This is a genomic window from Peribacillus simplex NBRC 15720 = DSM 1321 (assembly GCF_002243645.1).
Lineage (GTDB): Bacteria > Bacillota > Bacilli > Bacillales > DSM-1321 > Peribacillus > Peribacillus simplex.
Map to the genome: position 1 here is coordinate 4,139,033 of NZ_CP017704.1, position 17,440 is coordinate 4,156,472.

Below are 17,440 nucleotides of genomic sequence, written 5' to 3' on the forward strand. Positions count from 1 at the left end.
ACCAAAGGGGGAGTTGGGATAAATGGAGATTAGAAAGGCTTCAAGGGAAGACGCGGGTAACTTGGCAGCACTATTCAATCATGTTGAAGATTCCGGGTATATGCTGTTCAACCCTGGGGAAAGAAAAGCGACCGGGAACCAAGTGGAAAAGCAAATGGAGCAAATCGAAAAAAATCCCCTTTCAGTTATCCTCGTTGCTGCGAGCGGCCATGAGTTGAATGGTTACTTAATCTTATTGGGCAATCAATTGGGCCGAACGAGGCATTCGGCCAAAATCGTCATCGGCATCGCCGAACAGGACAGAGGAAAAGGCATCGGTACGAAGCTATTTCAGAAAATGGAGGAGCATGCACGGACGAACGAAATACGGCGCCTGGAATTGTCCGTAATTGCAAACAACTCCCCTGCGCTTTCCTTATATCGAAAGGTGGGTTTTGAAAAGGAAGGAATAAAGCGGGAATCACTGTTTTTTGATGGAAAGTATCATGATGAATATTTTTTGTCCAAATTACTTTAAAAAAACGTATTGTCAAATAACAGAATGTCTGATAATATTAATTTTGTTGTGAAAAACGAATAAAATTTAGCATTTGACAAGTCATCAGTGTTTATGATATATTTCTAAAGTGAATTGAATACGTGTTTGATGAAAAGAAGAAGCACCCGCTTCTCACCTGGTTGACGCAAACAATGCAGTTAACAGGTCATGATTTGATTATTTGGATCTTTCTGAATGAGTCTATCAGTGTGGGTGCAGCATGCATCCACACTTTTTTATTATGATTATATCCTGTAAGCGAGTTGTGAGCGTGACCGAATTTATTCAAATATTCGTATTCGCCAATATCTTTGGAGGTGGCTAACTATTAGTAAAGACGCGATGGTAAACGAGGGCATCCGAGCCCGTGAAGTTCGTCTTATTGACCAAAACGGAGAACAACTTGGAATTAAAACGAAATTCGAAGCATTGGAAATTGCCGCTCGTGTAAATCTTGATCTAGTTTTAGTTGCTGCAAATGCAAAGCCTCCGGTAGCCCGGATCATGGACTACGGAAAACACCGCTTCGAGCAGCAAAAGAAAGACAAGGAAGCACGTAAAAATCAAAAAGTCATCAGTCTGAAAGAGGTTCGTTTGAGCCCAACGATTGAAGAACATGATTTCAATACGAAGCTTCGCAACGGTATTAAATTCCTTGAAAAAGGCGATAAAGTAAAAGCTTCTATCCGATTCAAAGGACGTGCCATTACGCATAAGGAAATTGGTCAACGTGTACTCGTTCGTTTTTCTGAAGCATGTAAAGAAGTGGCTACAATCGAGCAACACCCAAAAATGGACGGGCGCAGCATGTTCATTATCTTAGCACCGAAAAACGAAAAGTAATTGTAAAGTAATTTGTAATGAGGAGGAATACCTTATGCCTAAAATGAAAACTCACCGCGGATCTGCTAAACGTTTCAAAAAGACTGGATCCGGCAAACTTAAGCGTTCTAACGCTTACACAAGCCATTTATTTGCTAACAAATCTACTAAGCAAAAGCGTAAGCTTCGCAAAGCTAGCCTTGTAAGCAAAGGTGACTTCAAACGTATTCGTCATATGCTAGACAACATTAAATAAGTTCGATTTATCGAGTTAAATAGGAGGGAAATAACATGCCACGTGTAAAAGGCGGTACTGTTACTCGCAAACGTCGTAAAAAGGTAATAAAATTAGCTAAAGGTTACTATGGCGCGAAACATATTCTTTTCAAAGTAGCTAACCAACAAGTAATGAAGTCAGGAAACTATGCTTTCCGTGACCGTCGTCAAAAGAAACGTGATTTCCGCAAACTTTGGATCACTCGTATCAACGCTGCAGCACGCATCAACGGTCTTTCTTACAGCCGTTTAATGCATGGTCTAAAGCTTGCTGGTATCGAAGTGAACCGCAAAATGCTTGCTGATCTTGCTGTTGCTGACGAACAAGCTTTTGCTCAATTAGCAACTGCTGCTAAACAACAATTAGACAAATAAGTCTGACTGATACAGCCACTCTCTTTTCAAGAGGGTGGCTTTTTACATATTTAAAGGAGGGAATGAGGATGCAAGGAGTATGGTTCATTGCTGCTTATATGATCATCACAAACATCATCGGGTTTGCCTTAATGGGAATCGACAAAAGGAAAGCGCGTAATGGGGAGTACCGGATCAGCGAAAAGACACTTTGGTTTTGGGCGGTCATAGGCGGAGGGACTGGGACCTTTTTGGGGATGAAGCAATTCCGCCATAAGACGAAGCATGCCGCTTTTAAGTGGGGCCTGCCTATATTGATGGTTCTTCAGATAGCCTTATTGATTAAGATATTCATTCAATTGTAATATGTAGCCCATATAATGTATATGCTTGTAGAAGCAGCAAAGAGTAGCTGGAGGGAGAGCATGAATGATAAACTGACACTTGTGATGAGCTACGTTCAATCAGGAAGCGTGTTTGCGCCGTTGATTTTTATCACCTTTCATTTATTAAGGCAATTTTTATTCATTCCCGTCATAGTGGTTTGCATGTCTGGAGGAGTATTATTCGGGGCAGCTTTTGGAACCATCTATTCGGTAATCGGTTTGACCTTGTCCAGTATGGCCTTTTATTTCGTGATAGGCAAATTTCCGAAAACAAAGGATAGGCTGCTGCGGCTTAAGAATAAGCTGTTTGGAAACCGAAAGCTAAACAGCAGGCAAATTGCAGTACTGAGGCTAATACCATTCATACACTTTTACTTACTGTCGCTTTGCTTATTGGAATCCAATAAAGGGCTGAAAAATTATTTTTATCTATCCTTCATGACCAATCTCCCTGTAGCATTCGTATACACGGTTTTTGGCCACTATATTTCAGATTTCAGTCCAACGCTGATCGTCATTATTTTATTATCCTTAACCTTATTGTTATATTTATTGAGAGAGAAGCAGACGGTCGTCCCTTGGAAGGAATTTTTTCGTTCAGATGATTAATATAGAGCCTTGAGTCCATTTTCCTCAAGGCTCTTCATTACGCGTGATTTTTTTCATTTTTGTAAAAACTCCTTAACCGGGCTCTTCCAATCGATAACGGCTTCCGGATATTGTTTTTTAATGGCTGCCTCGATTTTTAAGAAGTCATCTCGCTTCAAGCCTTTTAGGCCGGCCACTTTTTTAGGCCATATGAAGATGGAGATGACCTCAAAGGAGCGTTCCGTCGTCCCTAAATACTTTTCCCCTTCGAACATTACCCCGTTGTACGTCAATAAAAAATTCTTTCGTATATTGGCTGTATCGTCGAGCAGAAAGAACTTTTTCTGTTCATGTGCCAGCTCTAATTTTCTTTTCGGATTAAATAGGTATTTGATGACTGTATATATTAAGAAAATGATGAGAGCCAAAAGAATGAACCGCATGATCAATACCATGGAGCCTACCTCCTTAAACAGAGTGATTCCCTTCATTTACGTATGGGTTTTTAATAAGTTTCATTTATTTGATATAATTTAGGGGAAGACGATGGAAAGAAGTGATGAAAATGAACATAGGTAAATTAATGGAAATGCAGGCAGCTTTGGATGAGCATATACAATCAAAGCATGATTTGGGTGCTGAAGATTTGGTGGAACGGAAGATACTCGCTCTTTTAGTGGAGCTTGGAGAGCTTGCCAATGAAACAAGATGTTTTAAATTCTGGAGTCTTAAAGGCCCCTCTGATAAGGAAACGATTTTGGCTGAATACGTGGATGGCATTCATTTCATTTTGTCACTCGGGATTGAACGGGGATTTGTACCGGAAGTTCCATCTGCACTCAAGATGAATCAGGAGGATTTGACGGTACAATTTACTGCTATTTACGGGTACATCAGTGAATTTCGCACACAGTTGACAGAGTCATCTTTCCAAAAGGTTTTTGCTGCGTATTTACATTTAGGGGAGTTGCTTGGATTTTCAGCAGTGGATGTGGAAAAAGCATATGTAAGTAAAAATGAAGTGAACTACGAAAGGCAAAAGCAAGGCTATTGATTGCTGATTGTTTATGCAAACAATTATCTGTATAATTATTCTTGTAATGTAAGTTATAGGGAGGTAAAGGAATGGCTCAATTGGATGAAACGTTAAGGATGCTGCGGGACTTAACGGATGCTAAAGGCATTGCAGGAAATGAAAGTGAAGTAAGAAAAGTGATGACCGAATACATAACGCCATTTGCCGATGAAATATCGGCAGATGGCCTGGGAAGTTTAATTGCCAAGAAAACGGGTGATGAAAACGGACCGAAAATCGTCGTTACGGGGCATATGGACGAAGTTGGTTTCATGATAACCCAGATTGATGATAAAGGATTTTTGCGTTTTCAGCCGGTAGGGGGCTGGTGGTCACAGGTAATGCTGGCCCAGCGCGTGACGATCGTTACAAGTAAAGGTGATATAACTGGCATTATCGGTTCCAAGCCGCCTCATATCCTGTCAGCGGAGGCGCGGAAGAAGCCGATTGATATTAAGGATATGTTTATTGATATTGGTGCATCCAGCAAAGAAGAGGTTAAGGAATGGGGCGTCAAGCCAGGGGATATGGTTGTGCCATATTTTGAATTCACGGTCATGAATAATGAAAAGATGCTGCTCGCCAAAGCCTGGGACAATCGAATTGGCTGTGCAATCGCCATTGATGTTCTTAAACAGCTGAAAGACAGCGACCATCCTAATGTAGTTTATGGAATTGGTGCTGTCCAAGAAGAGGTCGGCCTGCGTGGCTCCAAAACATCCACATTCAAAATTCAGCCGGATATCGGTTTTGCCGTCGATGTCGGCATTGCTGGTGATACACCGGGGGTTACCGAAAAAGAAGCGATGAGTAAGATGGGGGAAGGCCCGCAAATCGTCATATATGATTCATCGATGGTGGCACATAAAGGATTACGTGATTTCGTCACCGACACGGCTGATGAAATGAATATTCCTTATCAATATGAATCGATTCCAGGCGGCGGAACGGATGCCGGCTCCATCCATTTAACGGCAAATGGTGTGCCCGCACTGGCGATCACGATTGCCACACGCTACATTCATTCACACGCAGCAATGCTTCACCGGGATGATTATGAGAATGCAGTTAAGCTCATTGTCGAAGTGATTAAACGCCTCGATCGTGAAGCGGTTGATCGGATCATTTACGAGTAATATAGTGAAAGTTAAAAATGGAGAGGCCTAATCAGGTCCTCTCCATTTTCTTTTTCTTATTTCTACTTATCTTCGACGATTATATAGACCGCTTTGATGGGTCCATGGACGCCGACGACAAGGTCCATTTCGATATCAGCCGAATTGCTCGGTCCTGTTATGAAATTGATGCAGGAAGGAACGACTTCGCCCCGGGTAACTTTTGAACGGATGGCCGCAGCAGCCTGGGTCATTCGCGGGACGATGGTGCTTTTTGGAATGATGGAAACATGGCAGGAAGGAAGGAAGCTGATGGAACGGCCGTGGTCCTTGTCGCTGAACAAGACGACGGTTGCTGATTCTGCTAGTGTCAGCTCACTGAATGTGATTCCAATGTTAGCACTTTCTGCTTTTTCGATATTTTCTTTCCCGGCTTGGTGATTCCATATATGGACATCTTTTTCTTTTAAGATACCCTCTAACCCATAGTTGAAAAATCGATCGTCCTTAGGGATGATCAAGGGTCCGTTTCCAAGTTCCTCGATCACCTGTTGTAAACAATGCATCACTTGCTTGGAGTCGGTAACGTGAAACTGAGTATGCACCCGTTTACATTGTTCCTTCAATTCCGCGACAAGATCATTTGGTGTCGCATGTTTCAAAACTTCTTTTTGGGGGGCGTGCTTCCATTCCGGAACGGAAATGCCTTTCGTAATAGGAGCCCTTCCCAGGTTTTTGGCTATATTGTTTAAAAATGTCCCTTCATTATGGATGGTTCCATTCATGATGGTTTCCCTCCTTTTTCCCGATTTTTGAACCAGTCCCGAAAGCTCTCTTTCCCTGGAGCAGGGAACTCGCGGCTTTCTGTCCAAGTTTTGAGTGGTCCCGGTCCTTTCGAGATGATATCCCCCGTTTTAAAAGGTGACATCGCTGATGGGGCCATTTTGGAGCCGAACTTATAAAGCATAGGCGAGGCCGCACCGATACCGAAGGCCTTCATGGCCATCTTTTCTGAAAATGGCGCCATTTTTTCCTTTTCAACGATGACTTCACGATGCTTCCTCAGTAAATCATGGAGAGGAATCTTTACCGGACAAGCATCAGTACAGGCTGCACAAAGAGTGGATGCATATGGCAATTCCTTGAAATCATCATATCCTCCGAGTAAGGGTGAAAGCACAGCACCGATTGGTCCCGGATATATTGAACCGTATGAATGACCGCCAACCTGGCGATAGACCGGGCAGACATTTATACAGGCCGCACAGCGGATGCATTGAAGAACGGATTGAAACTCAGTTCCTAAAATGGAGGAGCGTCCATTATCTACGATCACAAGATGAAATTCCTCGGGTCCGTCTATATCGCCTTCATCCCGCGGACCGGTAAGTGCGGTGATGTAACTAGTCAATCTTTGGCCGACAGCGCTTCTTGTCAATAAGCTGACAAGGACTTCGAATTCATCGAATGTAGGCACAAGCCGTTCCATTCCCATCACGGTAATTTGTGTTTTTGGGAGGGCAGTGACCAAATCGGCATTTCCTTCATTCGTCACCAAACCGATCGAGCCAGTTTCCGCAATTGCAAAATTACAGCCGGTAATGCCCACATCGGCACTTAAGAAATCTTTCCGCAGAATGCCCCGCACATGTGCGGTAAGCTCTTCCGGTTTTTCGGTTTGCGTATATGCAAGCTTTTCTTTAAAAACATCCCTAATCTGCTCTTTATTTTTATGGAGAGCAGGTGCGACGATATGGGAAGGGGGATCATGATCATCCACTTGTAAAATGTATTCACCAAGGTCCGTTTCAACGACATCGAGCCCAACTCCTTCAAGAGTTGCATTCAAATTGATCTCTTCAGTGACCATCGATTTTGATTTCACGACCTTTTTGGCATTCTTTTTTAAAATGACATCCTTAATGTATCCGCTTGCTTCTTCAGCCGTCTCAGCGAAGAAGACATGACCGCCCCTTTTCGAAACGTTTTCTGCAAGCTGGTGCAAATAGAAATCAAGGTTACTAAGCACATGCTGCCGGATTTCTTCCCCAAGGGAACGCCAATCCTCCCAGCTTCCCAATTCATCAACGGCAGTCAGCCGCCGTCCGTGTAATCGTTCTTGGGCACTCGATACGGCCAATCGCATAAAATCATTATGTATTCCTTCATCCACCCGGTCTTTAAATTTGGCAGAACTGGTTTTCATAGCCATAAGTTTTTCCCTCCTCGCTTTCTTTAAATACTATTCAGGACTTCCGCAATATGAAGCACTTTCACCGGTTGCCCCTTCCTTTGGATCCGTCCGCCGATATTCATCAAACATCCTGCATCCCCGCCGATTAAAAAATCGGCCCCGGTATCTTCAATATTGCAGACTTTCTCCTCGACCATTTGCCCGGAAATGTCACCCATCTTAACCGAAAAGGTCCCCCCGAACCCGCAGCAGTTTTGGGCATCCGGAAGTGGTGTCATTTCCAGCCCCCTGACATGACTTAACAAAATGGAAGGTGCTTCCTTTACCTTAAGCAGCCGTGTCATATGGCACGAAGTATGATAAGTGGCCTTTCCCTTAAGGGTCGCCCCGACGTCGGTCACTTTTAAGACATCCACGATGAATTGGGTCAATTCATATGTTTTAGCCGCTAATGATACTGCTTTCTTTTCCCATTCGGCATCGCCTTTGAAAATGACCGGATATTCTTTGAACATCGCTGCGCAGGAACCGGAAGGGGTTACAATGTATTCAGCATCTGCGAACGTTTTAATCATTTTTTTCATAGCTTCCTTCGATTCCTTTGTATACCCGCTATTATATGCGGGCTGTCCGCAGCATATCTGGGACTCAGGGAAATCGATCTCACAGCCTAATCTCTCGAGTAGCTCCACTGTCGCTTTGCCGACATTGGATTGAAACAAATCCACTAAACATGTTGCAAAGAGAGTAACTTTCAATTTGAACTCCTCCTTTTTTTAATAGGTTAACAGGTCATCTGATGACTAAAAAATGGAAAAAGGAAATGGTTAAGACCAATTTCCAAGACTTTTTAAATGAAGTAATCGTTTTCAAAATAATATATCAATTTAATCCTTTTTTGTATAGGGTATTTTTGAAATTTAAAGGAAGGTCAACTATAATTTTGCTGATTTTTTTGGATGACCCGGTCCAGTGATTCCTCGACGCTTTGAAGGTGAAACAGCATGGCACTGCGCGCTCCGTCTTCATCCTTTGCCACGATTGCATCATGAATCCGGACATGCTGCTGGTAAAGCTGCTTAAGTGTCATCTCTTCGGAATAAAGCGCTATCCGGCGGATATCACCCATCTTTTCCGTCATTAATTCTGAAACGTGGTTCATCAATGTAATCAGCAGCTCATTTTGTAATGCATTTGCCACTGCAACATGGAAGGCGATATCTGCTTTATCACTGAGTTCTTCATCGTCGGATACCTTTTCCATATTAAAAAGACTTTCTTTTAGTTCGATAAGGTTTTCTTCCGTTCTCATCTTCGCTGCCACTTCCGCCGTACCGGACTCAAGTATTTTCCGGACTTCCAGTAAATGCTTGATATTGTCTTGACCCATCAAAAGGGCGGCAGACAAGGGATGGTTCATGATGGTGGGGTCGAAGGTTTTGACGAATGTTCCTTCACCTTGTTTTATTTCAATAAGACCCATTGAACTCAATGCACTTAATGCTTCGCGGATGGCCGGGCGTCCGACTTGGAAATTTTCCGCAAGCTGCTGAATGGAATCCAATTGTTCACCTGGTTTCAGGCTGCCTGACCGAATCATTTCATAAAGTTCATCGCTGACTTCTTCATAAATTTTTTTCGGCTTTATTTTTTTATATACCAAGTAGTAGCACCTCTATTTTCTATGAGTTTCTCTGGTTAATATTATATAACACAAATGATCTTTGACACTTCCAGAAGGTTAAAAAATCAACAAAAAATAAAAAAAATCTTGATTTTATATTTTTAATCATTTAATTTTAATGAGTACTCATCAAGTCATCTGATGACTTAGAATTTTCAGATATGTAAGGGGTTTCAATTAGCGATTGATTTCTGAATTATTTAAAAAAATTTATAGAAAATGGAGTCGAAATGAATGACATGGACACAAAACTTTACGCCGATCACCGATAATTTAGTTTTATCATCTCTTGCCGCACTCATTCCAATTCTTTACTTTTTTTGGGCACTTACCATCAAACGGATGAAAGGTTACATTGCAGGTATAACCACGTTGCTTGTAGCTCTTGCAGTGGCTGTATTGATATATGGAATGCCGGCAGGAAAAGCAGTGATGTCTGCTTCACAAGGAGCCGTATATGGGCTGCTCCCAATCGGATGGATAATCATCACTTCCGTATTTTTGTACAAAATGACCGTTAAAAGCGGACAATTCAATATCATTCGTTCTTCGGTGCTTTCGCTTACGGAAGACCGCCGCCTTCAGGCATTATTGGTGGCATTTTCTTTCGGGGCCTTTTTAGAAGGTGCCGCTGGATTTGGAGCACCGGTCGCCATTTCAGCGGCGCTTTTAGTCGGTCTCGGATTTAACCCGCTATATGCAGCAGGGATTTGTTTGATCGCGAATACCGCTCCGGTAGCATTCGGGGCGGTTGGAATACCGATCATCGCCATGGAAGGCCCTACTGGCATAGCCGCCATGGAGATTTCAAAAATGGTCGGCCGTCAATTGCCATTCCTTTCGGCTTTCATTCCGCTTTATCTCATTTTAATAATGACTGGGTGGAAAAGGTCGCTTGAAGTCTTGCCGGCAATTTTGGTTTCGGGATTTTCCTTTGCCATCACACAGTACTTAAGTTCAAATTTTCTTGGGCCCGAATTACCAGACATCCTTTCAGCATTAGTGTCACTATTTGCATTGGCGATCTTCCTTAAATTCTGGAAACCTAAAACGATCTTCCGCTTTGCATCCGAGGAAACGGCAGCAGCTGTCGAACCTTTATCTACAGCCGAAGCGGAAACAAAATACACGAAATGGCAGATATTCCATGCCTGGTCACCATTCCTTCTGTTAACGCTTTTCATAACAATATGGGGGATGAACCCAATAAAGCCGGCACTCTCAGGACATTATGAAGGCAACAATGTGTTGCTTGGCGGAATCAATGAAATTGGGAAACTATTAACCTTCCAAATCGAAGTCCCAGGTCTGCATAATGAGATAATCGGAAGCAATGGATTGCCGATTGCGGCTTTCTATAAAATAGAACTGCTCGGAGCAGCCGGGACCGCCATTTTACTGGCTGCCATCGTTACGAAGTTCATCGCCCACATGTCTGCAAAAGACTTTTATAGCACTTTTGTTGAAGCGATGAAAGAGTTGGCAAAACCAATCTTGATGATTTCTACCGTAGTGGCTTTTGCCTATGTGACGAATGCTTCAGGCATGTCGACAACATTAGGGATGACCCTTGCAAAATCGGGTGATTTATTTCCGTTCTTCGCACCGGTTCTCGGCTGGTTGGGTGTGTTCATTACCGGATCGGATACATCAGCCAACCTCTTATTTGGCAGTCTGCAGAAAGTGACCGCTCTTAAAGTGGGGATGGAACCGGTCCTGGCACTAGCGGCGAACTCTTCCGGAGGGGTCACTGGAAAAATGATTTCCCCCCAATCGATAGCAATTGCTTGTGCCGCCGTTGGATTGGCGGGCAGGGAATCAGAATTATTGAGATTCACGCTCAAACATAGTATTTTCTTATTGCTGCTTGTTTGTGTGATTACCTTCTTGCAAAATGGCGTCCTTTCCTGGATGATTCCATAAGTAGAATGAGGCTCCCTTTTGAAAGGGAGCCTCGAAATTTTTTCCAAATCCATTACAAAAAGGAGGACATATAATGCAATTGGCAACTGTGGCAGGAAAATTGGTTCATGAGGTTCGAAAACTGATTGATGAGGAAATCATCATTATTGATCATGCTGGCACGATTATCGCCAGCACCGATAGCAGCCGTATTGGATCTTATCATGAAGGAGCCATCCACGCTTTCAACAATCGTGAGAAATTGATCATCAATAAACAGGATGAACGAAGTTGGAAAGGAGTGAAGGCAGGAATAAATCTACCTATTTTCTTCAATCAGGAAGCCGTTTGTGTCATTGGAATTACGGGCGACCCCAAACATGTTTCCCCCTATGCGGAACTTTTAAAAAAGATGACGGAGATGTTCATTCAGGAAAGCTATCACATCGAACAAGCAGAATCCCAATCACGTCTGATGGAATTCTTTGTATTTGAATGGCATCAGCTGCAGACTTTCAATGAGCTTTTCCTTCAGAAGGCCAAGTTGCTTGGGGTCGATGTTCATGCAGACCGGATCATCACCCTTGGTGAATTTAAGACTGAGGAAATCATTGAGCCCCATGTGTGGAGAGCGCTTCAGATATACATAAGTCAGCAGCACCCCAATGACATCGCAGTCCGTTGGGGGAGGAACCAATTCGTCATTCTTTCAATAGCCGATTTCATCGGTTCAAAAATCCAACAATTAAAGAAATTAAGTAAACTGCAAAAAAAGCTGGAAGAGAGTTCGGGTTATAAAGTGTGTGCAGGAGTTAGTTCACGTGCATCAGGATCCGCTTTCAGGTCAGCGTTTTTTAAAGCGGAACGTTCCTTGAAAATCTCGTTTCCTTCATCGAGGATTATATTTGACGAGGACTTGAAGCTTGAGGTCCTGCTTGATGAAGTTACCGCTGAAACAAAACACGAATATTTATCCCGGACGATTCAGGATTTACTTCCTAATGAGGAGCTGCTTAAGACTCTTTCCATGTATTTTGCATGTGATCTATCTTTGAAGGAGACCGCCAGAGCCCTGCATATCCATATCAATACCCTCCATTACAGGCTCAAGCGCATAGAAGATTTGACCCAACTGAATCCTAGAAAGCTGGCCGATTTAGTCACTATGTATCTAGCATTAAGTATATTGGATAAACATACAAATTAATTCTATGGAAATCTCTAAATTCTATATGTTCATACATAGAAGGTTGAATGTTTTATTTCTTATACTTAAATCATATAAAAAATATCGAATACCATCTGTTTATATGAGGAGGATATACATGTTAACAAAGCAGGTTAAGCAGCTACTTCTTACCATCGTCGGTCAGGAGAATTACGATGACTCGAAAGTGGAATGTCTAGTCTATTCATATGATGCAACGCCAGGGTTTCAAGCGATGCCGGATGCTGTCATTAAACCGGGCTGCACAGCTGAAGTCGCAGCCATCGTCAAAGTTTGCAACGAATATAATGTTCCGATCGTTCCACGCGGGTCTGGGACGAATTTAAGTGGAGGTACCTGCCCGACTGAGGGGGGGCTTGTCCTTTTATTCAATCGAATGAATTCATTACTTGAAATAGATGAGGAAAACTTAACGGCGACCGTACAGCCTGGGATCATCACATTGGACTTGATTTCGGCAGTTGAAGAGAAGGGATTATTTTATCCGCCGGATCCAAGTTCGATGAAAATCTCCACGATTGGCGGCAACATTAATGAGAACTCTGGTGGACTGCGAGGATTAAAGTACGGAGTCACCCGTGATTATGTCATCGGGCTTGAAGTTGTCCTTCCGAATGGGGATATCATTCGAACAGGGGGCAAGCTTGCCAAAGATGTAGCCGGATATGATTTAACGAAGCTTTTTGTCGGATCGGAAGGGACCTTGGGCATCGTTACGGAAGCGATCTTAAAGCTGATCCCAATGCCGGAAACGACAAAGACGATGCTTGCCTTATATCAAGATCTGGATGCTGCAGCCCAATCAGTGGCCAAGATCATTTCAAATAAAATCATTCCTGTTACATTGGAATTTCTTGATCGGCCGACGTTGATCGTGGTTGAGGACTTCGCGAAAATCGGTTTGCCCACCAATGTGGAAGCCGTCCTGCTGATTGAACAGGATGGTCCGCCTGAAGTGGTTGAACGTGATATGAAAAGGATGGCCGATATCTGTCTAGAGGAAAAGGCGGTTTCTGTGGAAATTGCCGAAACGGAATCTGACGCTGTCGCCTTGAAAACGGCAAGACGGACCGCCCTTTCCGCACTGGCACGCCTCAAGCCGACGACCATTTTGGAAGATGCAACTGTTCCCCGGTCGGAAATTGCCAAAATGGTCAGGGCGATTAATGAGATCGCTGGCAAGCATAACGTGGACATTTGCACTTTCGGTCATGCTGGGGATGGGAACCTGCATCCAACGTGCATTACCGATGCTCGTGATCATGAGGAAATGGAGAGAGTGGAGCTCGCTTTTGCCGACATTTTTGCCGCGGCTATCGACCTTGGCGGGACGATTACCGGTGAACATGGTGTAGGAGCGATGAAGGCCCCTTATCTTGAATGGAAGCTTAAGAAAGAAGGGATTGATGCCATGAGAGCGATTAAACAAGCTTTCGATCCCAATAACATCATGAATCCCGGAAAAGTATTTGCCAAGGAAACAAGGAAAAGGGTGGTGGTTTCTTCATGACGACCGTTCAGGAAAGGGAAACCATTGCCATTCAATTCGCGGAAAAAATGAATGAAGATGAATTGTTGAATTGTATGCGCTGCGGCTTTTGCTTACCCCACTGCCCGACATACATAGAATCGGGGCTGAAGGAATCCCATTCACCAAGGGGACGGATTGCAATTATGAAAGCGGTGGCAGATGGTGTGATTGAGCCCGATGAGGATGTAGAACGTTCGTTGAGTCTTTGCCTCGGCTGCAGGGCTTGTGAACCTGTGTGTCCTTCAGGTGTGAAATATGGACATCTTCTTGAAGAAGCAAGGGATATCATCCATCAGAATAAAAAGCACAGTTACCCTGTAAAAACAATCCGCAAGGCCGTTTTTAGTGGATTATTCCCGCACCAGGAGCGAATGCAGGCCATGACAAGTTTGCTTGGCTTCTATCAGAGATCAGGCCTGCAATACATGGCCCGTAAAACGGGAGTCCTCAACATGCTTCCGGATAATTTGGCAACCATGGAAAAAGTGCTTCCGAAAGTCCCGAAAAAATCAGAAATGAAAAATAGGCCAACCGAGCTGCCTGCAATCGGTACGCCACTCAAAAAGGTGGCTTTCTTTTCCGGCTGCTTGATGGATACGATGTTTTTGGAAACGAACAAGGCCACACTAAAGCTTCTTCAGCTGGCCGGATGTGAAATCGTGATTCCGAAATCCCAGGCATGTTGCGGGGCGCTGCATGGACACAGCGGTGAAAAAGCAGGTGCCAAGCAACTGGCCAAGCGTAATATAGAAGCTTTTGAAGCGGAGGAAGTTGATTATATTATTACGAATGCCGGCGGCTGTGGAGCTTTTCTCATAGATTATGACCATCTGCTCCAAGATGAACCGGAATGGCACGATCGTGCAATCGTATTTAAAAATAAGTTGAAAGATATCAGCCAGATTCTTGTTGATTTGCGTTTTCAGGAAAAAGTTCGCTTGAAACTGCCAGCTCAATCTGTAACTTTCCAGGATTCCTGTCACTTACGGAATGTGATGAACACCTCCTCAGCTCCGCGAATTCTCCTTCAATCGATAGATGGAGTTGATTTCAGGGAAATGAAGGATGCGGATCGGTGCTGCGGCTCCGCTGGGATTTATAATATTGTTGAATCAGAGATGTCCATGAAAATTCTCGACTCTAAAATGGAGCACACGAAATCGACACTGGCCGATATTGTTGTCACGGCAAACCCTGGCTGTCTGTTGCAAATGCAACTGGGGATCGAGAGGGAAAACTTGGGGGAATGTACGAAAGCGGTGCATATAGCGGACCTACTAATAAAGGCTGTGGCATTATAATAGAAGAAAAAAGATTTAAGAAGTATTTGAAAAAAATGAAAATGAAATTATTTGGTTAAACATTACATTTTAATAAAGGGGGAAACCCTTGTAAAGCCTGGATTTCAATTGAAAAAGCGTTCTGTGCTGAGAACAAAATGTAAATGATATAACATAAATGAAATATTGATTCCTCGTTTACTTAGGAACATAGCGGGTAGAGTTTATATATAGCATCCACTAAAAGAAACAACATAACCTAAGGAGGAATGTAAAATGAATAAAACAGTATATGGCGTATATGAATCAAATGCAGAAGTGATCCAAGCAATTAATGCACTTAAGGCAAAGGGCTTTGAAGGAGACGATATTACGGTCGTCGCAGACAAGGAAGAAACATTGGATTTCACGAACCATCAACGCGAAACGGATGTTCATACAATGACGAATGTACCTAACGACGAATCATTTATGGACAAGGTGGCACGTTTCTTCATGCCGGAAGATACGGCAGACCTTTCAACAAGATTGGCGAATGCAGGCCTTTCGAACAGTGATGCGGCTGAACATGTCTTTGATGTAGAAAATGGAAAAGTCTTGGTTCTGGTTGAAGAAGGTGAAGGCCACCTTGCAACGGCAAGAGATAATTTCACTACCGGAAAAATGGACACTGCCGGTACAAGACTTGATACAAACTCCACCAACCCACTATATAACGGCACTGAAAAAACCGATGCATTAAATAAAGAAGATGTTTATGGAGTCAACGGACAAGGCCGTGAATTGCCTGAGGATGAAAGGACGCTTACACTTCGGGAAGAACAGCTGAACATTGACAAAGAAAGAGTACAGACAGGTGAAGTCGTCATTAACAAAGAAGTCAATGAACAACATAAAACGATTAATGTCCCTGTTGAACACGAAGAAGTGACAGTCGAGCATAGATCAGTTTCAGGACGTGAAGCGAATCTGGAAACCGGAAGCATTGAAGATGGGGAAACATTACGAATCCCAGTTGTTGAAGAAAAATTGGAAGTTTCGAAAAAACCGGTTGTCACAGATGAAATTGTCATCAAGAAACATGCTGTACAAGAAACGGAACAAGTTCAGGATACTCTTAAAAAGGAAGATATCCAGCTTGATAGTACAGATGAATCTATCGTGAATGAGAAAAAGGCAACTGAACGTAGAATCGACCGCTTCTAAGAGTGAAGGAAATGGCCTGCAGTTTTAAAAACTGCAGGCTTCTTTTGATTTTAAAGAATGATTAAAGGTTCGAGTCTAGCGAAGGCAAACCTTTGAATGGACCATTTTTTGTTTAATTAGCACCCATCAGGGTATAAATACACATAAGAAGAAATATCGGAATAATAGGAGGAGGAAGATGCATGGGAAAAACATTATATGGTGTTTTTAATACAAAAAGAGAAATAATCCAGGCTATACAATCCCTAAAGGAAAAGGGGGTCCATGAAGGAGAAATAACCGTGATGGCTGATAAGAAAGAAGATTTGGATTTCGTCAATTCAAAGCGGGATGGCGATGTCGACGTCGACGTCGTTACTAACTCGAACGATGATTCCTTCATTGAAAAGATGAAACACTTCTTCTTGAACGAGGGTTCTGAAGATATAAGGAACCGGCTAGGTGACTTAGGGCTTGCCGATAGTGAAGCCACCGCTTATATAAATGAAGTGGAGGCTGGGAAATTCTTGATTCTTTTAGATGAATCGGAAACCGTATCAGCACAAGAAAGCGTAACTTCCAATTATACTGACGAACTACGAGCAGAGAACCCGCTTAAAACAGGGGTGGTGAACAATCCGGACCCAAACCTTTTTCCTGAAACAACAGCGAATGCCTATCAAACAAGGGAAGTCGAAGCACAGCCAGGAAGAAGCGAAGAACTTCACGGAAATTCTGCCAACATCTTTGAAAATAAAGAGCTAGATACGAAGCCAGCTCAAGAAAGGGAAATCAGGGGGAACTCCACCGGAAAATATAAGGTGCAAAAGCCATGGGATTATGAAGGGACACTAGCAAGCGACCCTCATGCAGACCCGTTTTCTTCCGATACTGACAAAGCCCTGGATACTCAAGGATCACTGGATCAGACCGTGAGCACGAATGCTCTAAGTGATCAGCAAGAGGAAGGCTTGAAGGATGAATACATCAAAAATCGAATTAATACCGATAATCTGTAAGAACAAAAATAACGGCCTGAACAAGGCTGTTCAAACTGTAGACAAACTAGATGAAAATCGAGTTTGTCTACAGTTTCTTTATGGCCTGTACAATTTGGACGTTGATTTTGATTTCAGGCACCGCAATCCGCGGGCGGTCCGGCCCCCGGATTGCACCTGTGGGGTCTCCTCACGCTTGTCCCGCAGGAGTCTCGCACCTTCCTCCAACTTTGTTATAACATTTAGATAGAAATCCATACCTGAGGAGTTGAAGATTTTTACTT

At 43.2% G+C, this 17,440-nt stretch carries 19 protein-coding genes and 1 other annotated feature; of the genes, 14 read left to right on the plus strand and 5 right to left on the minus strand.

Annotated elements, in window-relative coordinates; all coding sequences use genetic code 11:
• Positions 1 to 22: 22 nt before the first annotated feature.
• The 6 genes from BS1321_RS19965 (at position 23) to BS1321_RS19990 (ending at position 2,985) form a co-directional block, all read left to right on the plus strand.
• Positions 23 to 517, plus strand: coding sequence for a GNAT family N-acetyltransferase (locus tag BS1321_RS19965; RefSeq protein WP_063232746.1), 495 nt, complete (start codon positions 23 to 25; stop codon positions 515 to 517).
• Positions 518 to 645: 128 nt separating this feature from the next.
• Positions 646 to 782, plus strand: a sequence feature (ribosomal protein L20 leader region).
• Between the two features lie 98 nt (positions 783 to 880).
• The gene (gene infC / locus BS1321_RS19970; RefSeq protein ID WP_034309072.1) at positions 881 to 1,381 is read left to right on the plus strand and encodes a translation initiation factor IF-3; all 501 of its coding nucleotides are present in this window, start codon (positions 881 to 883) and stop codon (positions 1,379 to 1,381) included.
• A 34-nt stretch (positions 1,382 to 1,415) separates the two neighbouring features.
• Positions 1,416 to 1,616: a 50S ribosomal protein L35 gene (gene rpmI / locus BS1321_RS19975; protein WP_034309070.1), complete on the plus strand. Its 201-nt coding sequence runs from the start codon at positions 1,416 to 1,418 to the stop codon at positions 1,614 to 1,616.
• 35 nt (positions 1,617 to 1,651) lie between these two features.
• Positions 1,652 to 2,011 (plus strand): 50S ribosomal protein L20, encoded by a 360-nt coding sequence (gene rplT / locus BS1321_RS19980; protein WP_034309067.1) that lies wholly within the window; start codon positions 1,652 to 1,654, stop codon positions 2,009 to 2,011.
• 68 nt (positions 2,012 to 2,079) lie between these two features.
• The gene (locus tag BS1321_RS19985) at positions 2,080 to 2,355 is read left to right on the plus strand and encodes a DUF1294 domain-containing protein (RefSeq protein ID WP_063232747.1); all 276 of its coding nucleotides are present in this window, start codon (positions 2,080 to 2,082) and stop codon (positions 2,353 to 2,355) included.
• A 60-nt stretch (positions 2,356 to 2,415) separates the two neighbouring features.
• The gene (locus BS1321_RS19990) at positions 2,416 to 2,985 is read left to right on the plus strand and encodes a TVP38/TMEM64 family protein (protein ID WP_063232748.1); all 570 of its coding nucleotides are present in this window, start codon (positions 2,416 to 2,418) and stop codon (positions 2,983 to 2,985) included.
• Between the two features lie 53 nt (positions 2,986 to 3,038).
• Here the strand turns inward: BS1321_RS19990 and BS1321_RS19995 are convergent, their stop codons facing one another.
• The gene (locus tag BS1321_RS19995; protein ID WP_063232749.1) at positions 3,039 to 3,419 is read right to left on the minus strand and encodes a hypothetical protein; all 381 of its coding nucleotides are present in this window, start codon (positions 3,417 to 3,419) and stop codon (positions 3,039 to 3,041) included.
• A 110-nt stretch (positions 3,420 to 3,529) separates the two neighbouring features.
• Between BS1321_RS19995 and BS1321_RS20000 the strand changes: the two genes are divergently transcribed.
• Together BS1321_RS20000 and BS1321_RS20005 are read left to right on the plus strand one after the other, a co-directional pair.
• Positions 3,530 to 4,018 carry a dUTP diphosphatase gene (locus tag BS1321_RS20000; protein WP_063232878.1) on the plus strand — a complete coding sequence of 163 codons (489 nt, stop codon included), beginning with the start codon at positions 3,530 to 3,532 and terminating at the stop codon, positions 4,016 to 4,018.
• 71 nt (positions 4,019 to 4,089) lie between these two features.
• Positions 4,090 to 5,175, plus strand: a complete 1,086-nt coding sequence (locus BS1321_RS20005; protein WP_063232750.1) for a M42 family metallopeptidase — start codon at positions 4,090 to 4,092, stop codon at positions 5,173 to 5,175.
• Between the two features lie 62 nt (positions 5,176 to 5,237).
• On the opposite strand, the gene BS1321_RS20010 is transcribed toward BS1321_RS20005, so the two are convergent.
• The 4 genes from BS1321_RS20010 to BS1321_RS20025 form a co-directional block, all read right to left on the minus strand.
• On the minus strand, positions 5,238 to 5,942 hold the full coding sequence (locus BS1321_RS20010; protein WP_094246719.1) for a LutC/YkgG family protein: 705 nt from the start codon (positions 5,940 to 5,942) through the stop codon (positions 5,238 to 5,240).
• Complete coding sequence (locus tag BS1321_RS20015) at positions 5,936 to 7,366, minus strand: LutB/LldF family L-lactate oxidation iron-sulfur protein (RefSeq protein WP_063232752.1); 1,431 nt, start codon at positions 7,364 to 7,366, stop codon at positions 5,936 to 5,938. The genes BS1321_RS20010 and BS1321_RS20015 overlap by 7 nt, the downstream gene beginning before the upstream one ends.
• A gap of 23 nt (positions 7,367 to 7,389) precedes the next feature.
• A complete protein-coding gene (locus BS1321_RS20020) occupies positions 7,390 to 8,106 on the minus strand; it encodes a (Fe-S)-binding protein (RefSeq protein ID WP_063232753.1) in 717 nt (238 codons plus the stop codon).
• 173 nt (positions 8,107 to 8,279) lie between these two features.
• The gene (locus BS1321_RS20025) at positions 8,280 to 9,011 is read right to left on the minus strand and encodes a FadR/GntR family transcriptional regulator (protein ID WP_063232754.1); all 732 of its coding nucleotides are present in this window, start codon (positions 9,009 to 9,011) and stop codon (positions 8,280 to 8,282) included.
• Between the two features lie 255 nt (positions 9,012 to 9,266).
• On the opposite strand from BS1321_RS20025, the gene BS1321_RS20030 reads away from it, so the two are divergent.
• From BS1321_RS20030 to BS1321_RS20055, 6 genes are all read left to right on the plus strand, one after another.
• Positions 9,267 to 10,955, plus strand: coding sequence for an L-lactate permease (locus BS1321_RS20030; RefSeq protein WP_063232755.1), 1,689 nt, complete (start codon positions 9,267 to 9,269; stop codon positions 10,953 to 10,955).
• A gap of 73 nt (positions 10,956 to 11,028) precedes the next feature.
• The gene (locus tag BS1321_RS20035; protein ID WP_063232756.1) at positions 11,029 to 12,141 is read left to right on the plus strand and encodes a PucR family transcriptional regulator; all 1,113 of its coding nucleotides are present in this window, start codon (positions 11,029 to 11,031) and stop codon (positions 12,139 to 12,141) included.
• A 118-nt stretch (positions 12,142 to 12,259) separates the two neighbouring features.
• The gene (gene glcD, locus BS1321_RS20040) at positions 12,260 to 13,672 is read left to right on the plus strand and encodes a glycolate oxidase subunit GlcD (protein WP_063232757.1); all 1,413 of its coding nucleotides are present in this window, start codon (positions 12,260 to 12,262) and stop codon (positions 13,670 to 13,672) included.
• Positions 13,669 to 14,994 carry a (Fe-S)-binding protein gene (locus BS1321_RS20045; protein WP_063232758.1) on the plus strand — a complete coding sequence of 442 codons (1,326 nt, stop codon included), beginning with the start codon at positions 13,669 to 13,671 and terminating at the stop codon, positions 14,992 to 14,994. The genes glcD and BS1321_RS20045 overlap by 4 nt, the downstream gene beginning before the upstream one ends.
• A gap of 255 nt (positions 14,995 to 15,249) precedes the next feature.
• A complete protein-coding gene (locus BS1321_RS20050) occupies positions 15,250 to 16,179 on the plus strand; it encodes a YsnF/AvaK domain-containing protein (protein ID WP_063232759.1) in 930 nt (309 codons plus the stop codon).
• Between the two features lie 182 nt (positions 16,180 to 16,361).
• Positions 16,362 to 17,177, plus strand: coding sequence for a general stress protein (locus tag BS1321_RS20055; RefSeq protein WP_063232760.1), 816 nt, complete (start codon positions 16,362 to 16,364; stop codon positions 17,175 to 17,177).
• Positions 17,178 to 17,440: the final 263 nt, after the last annotated feature.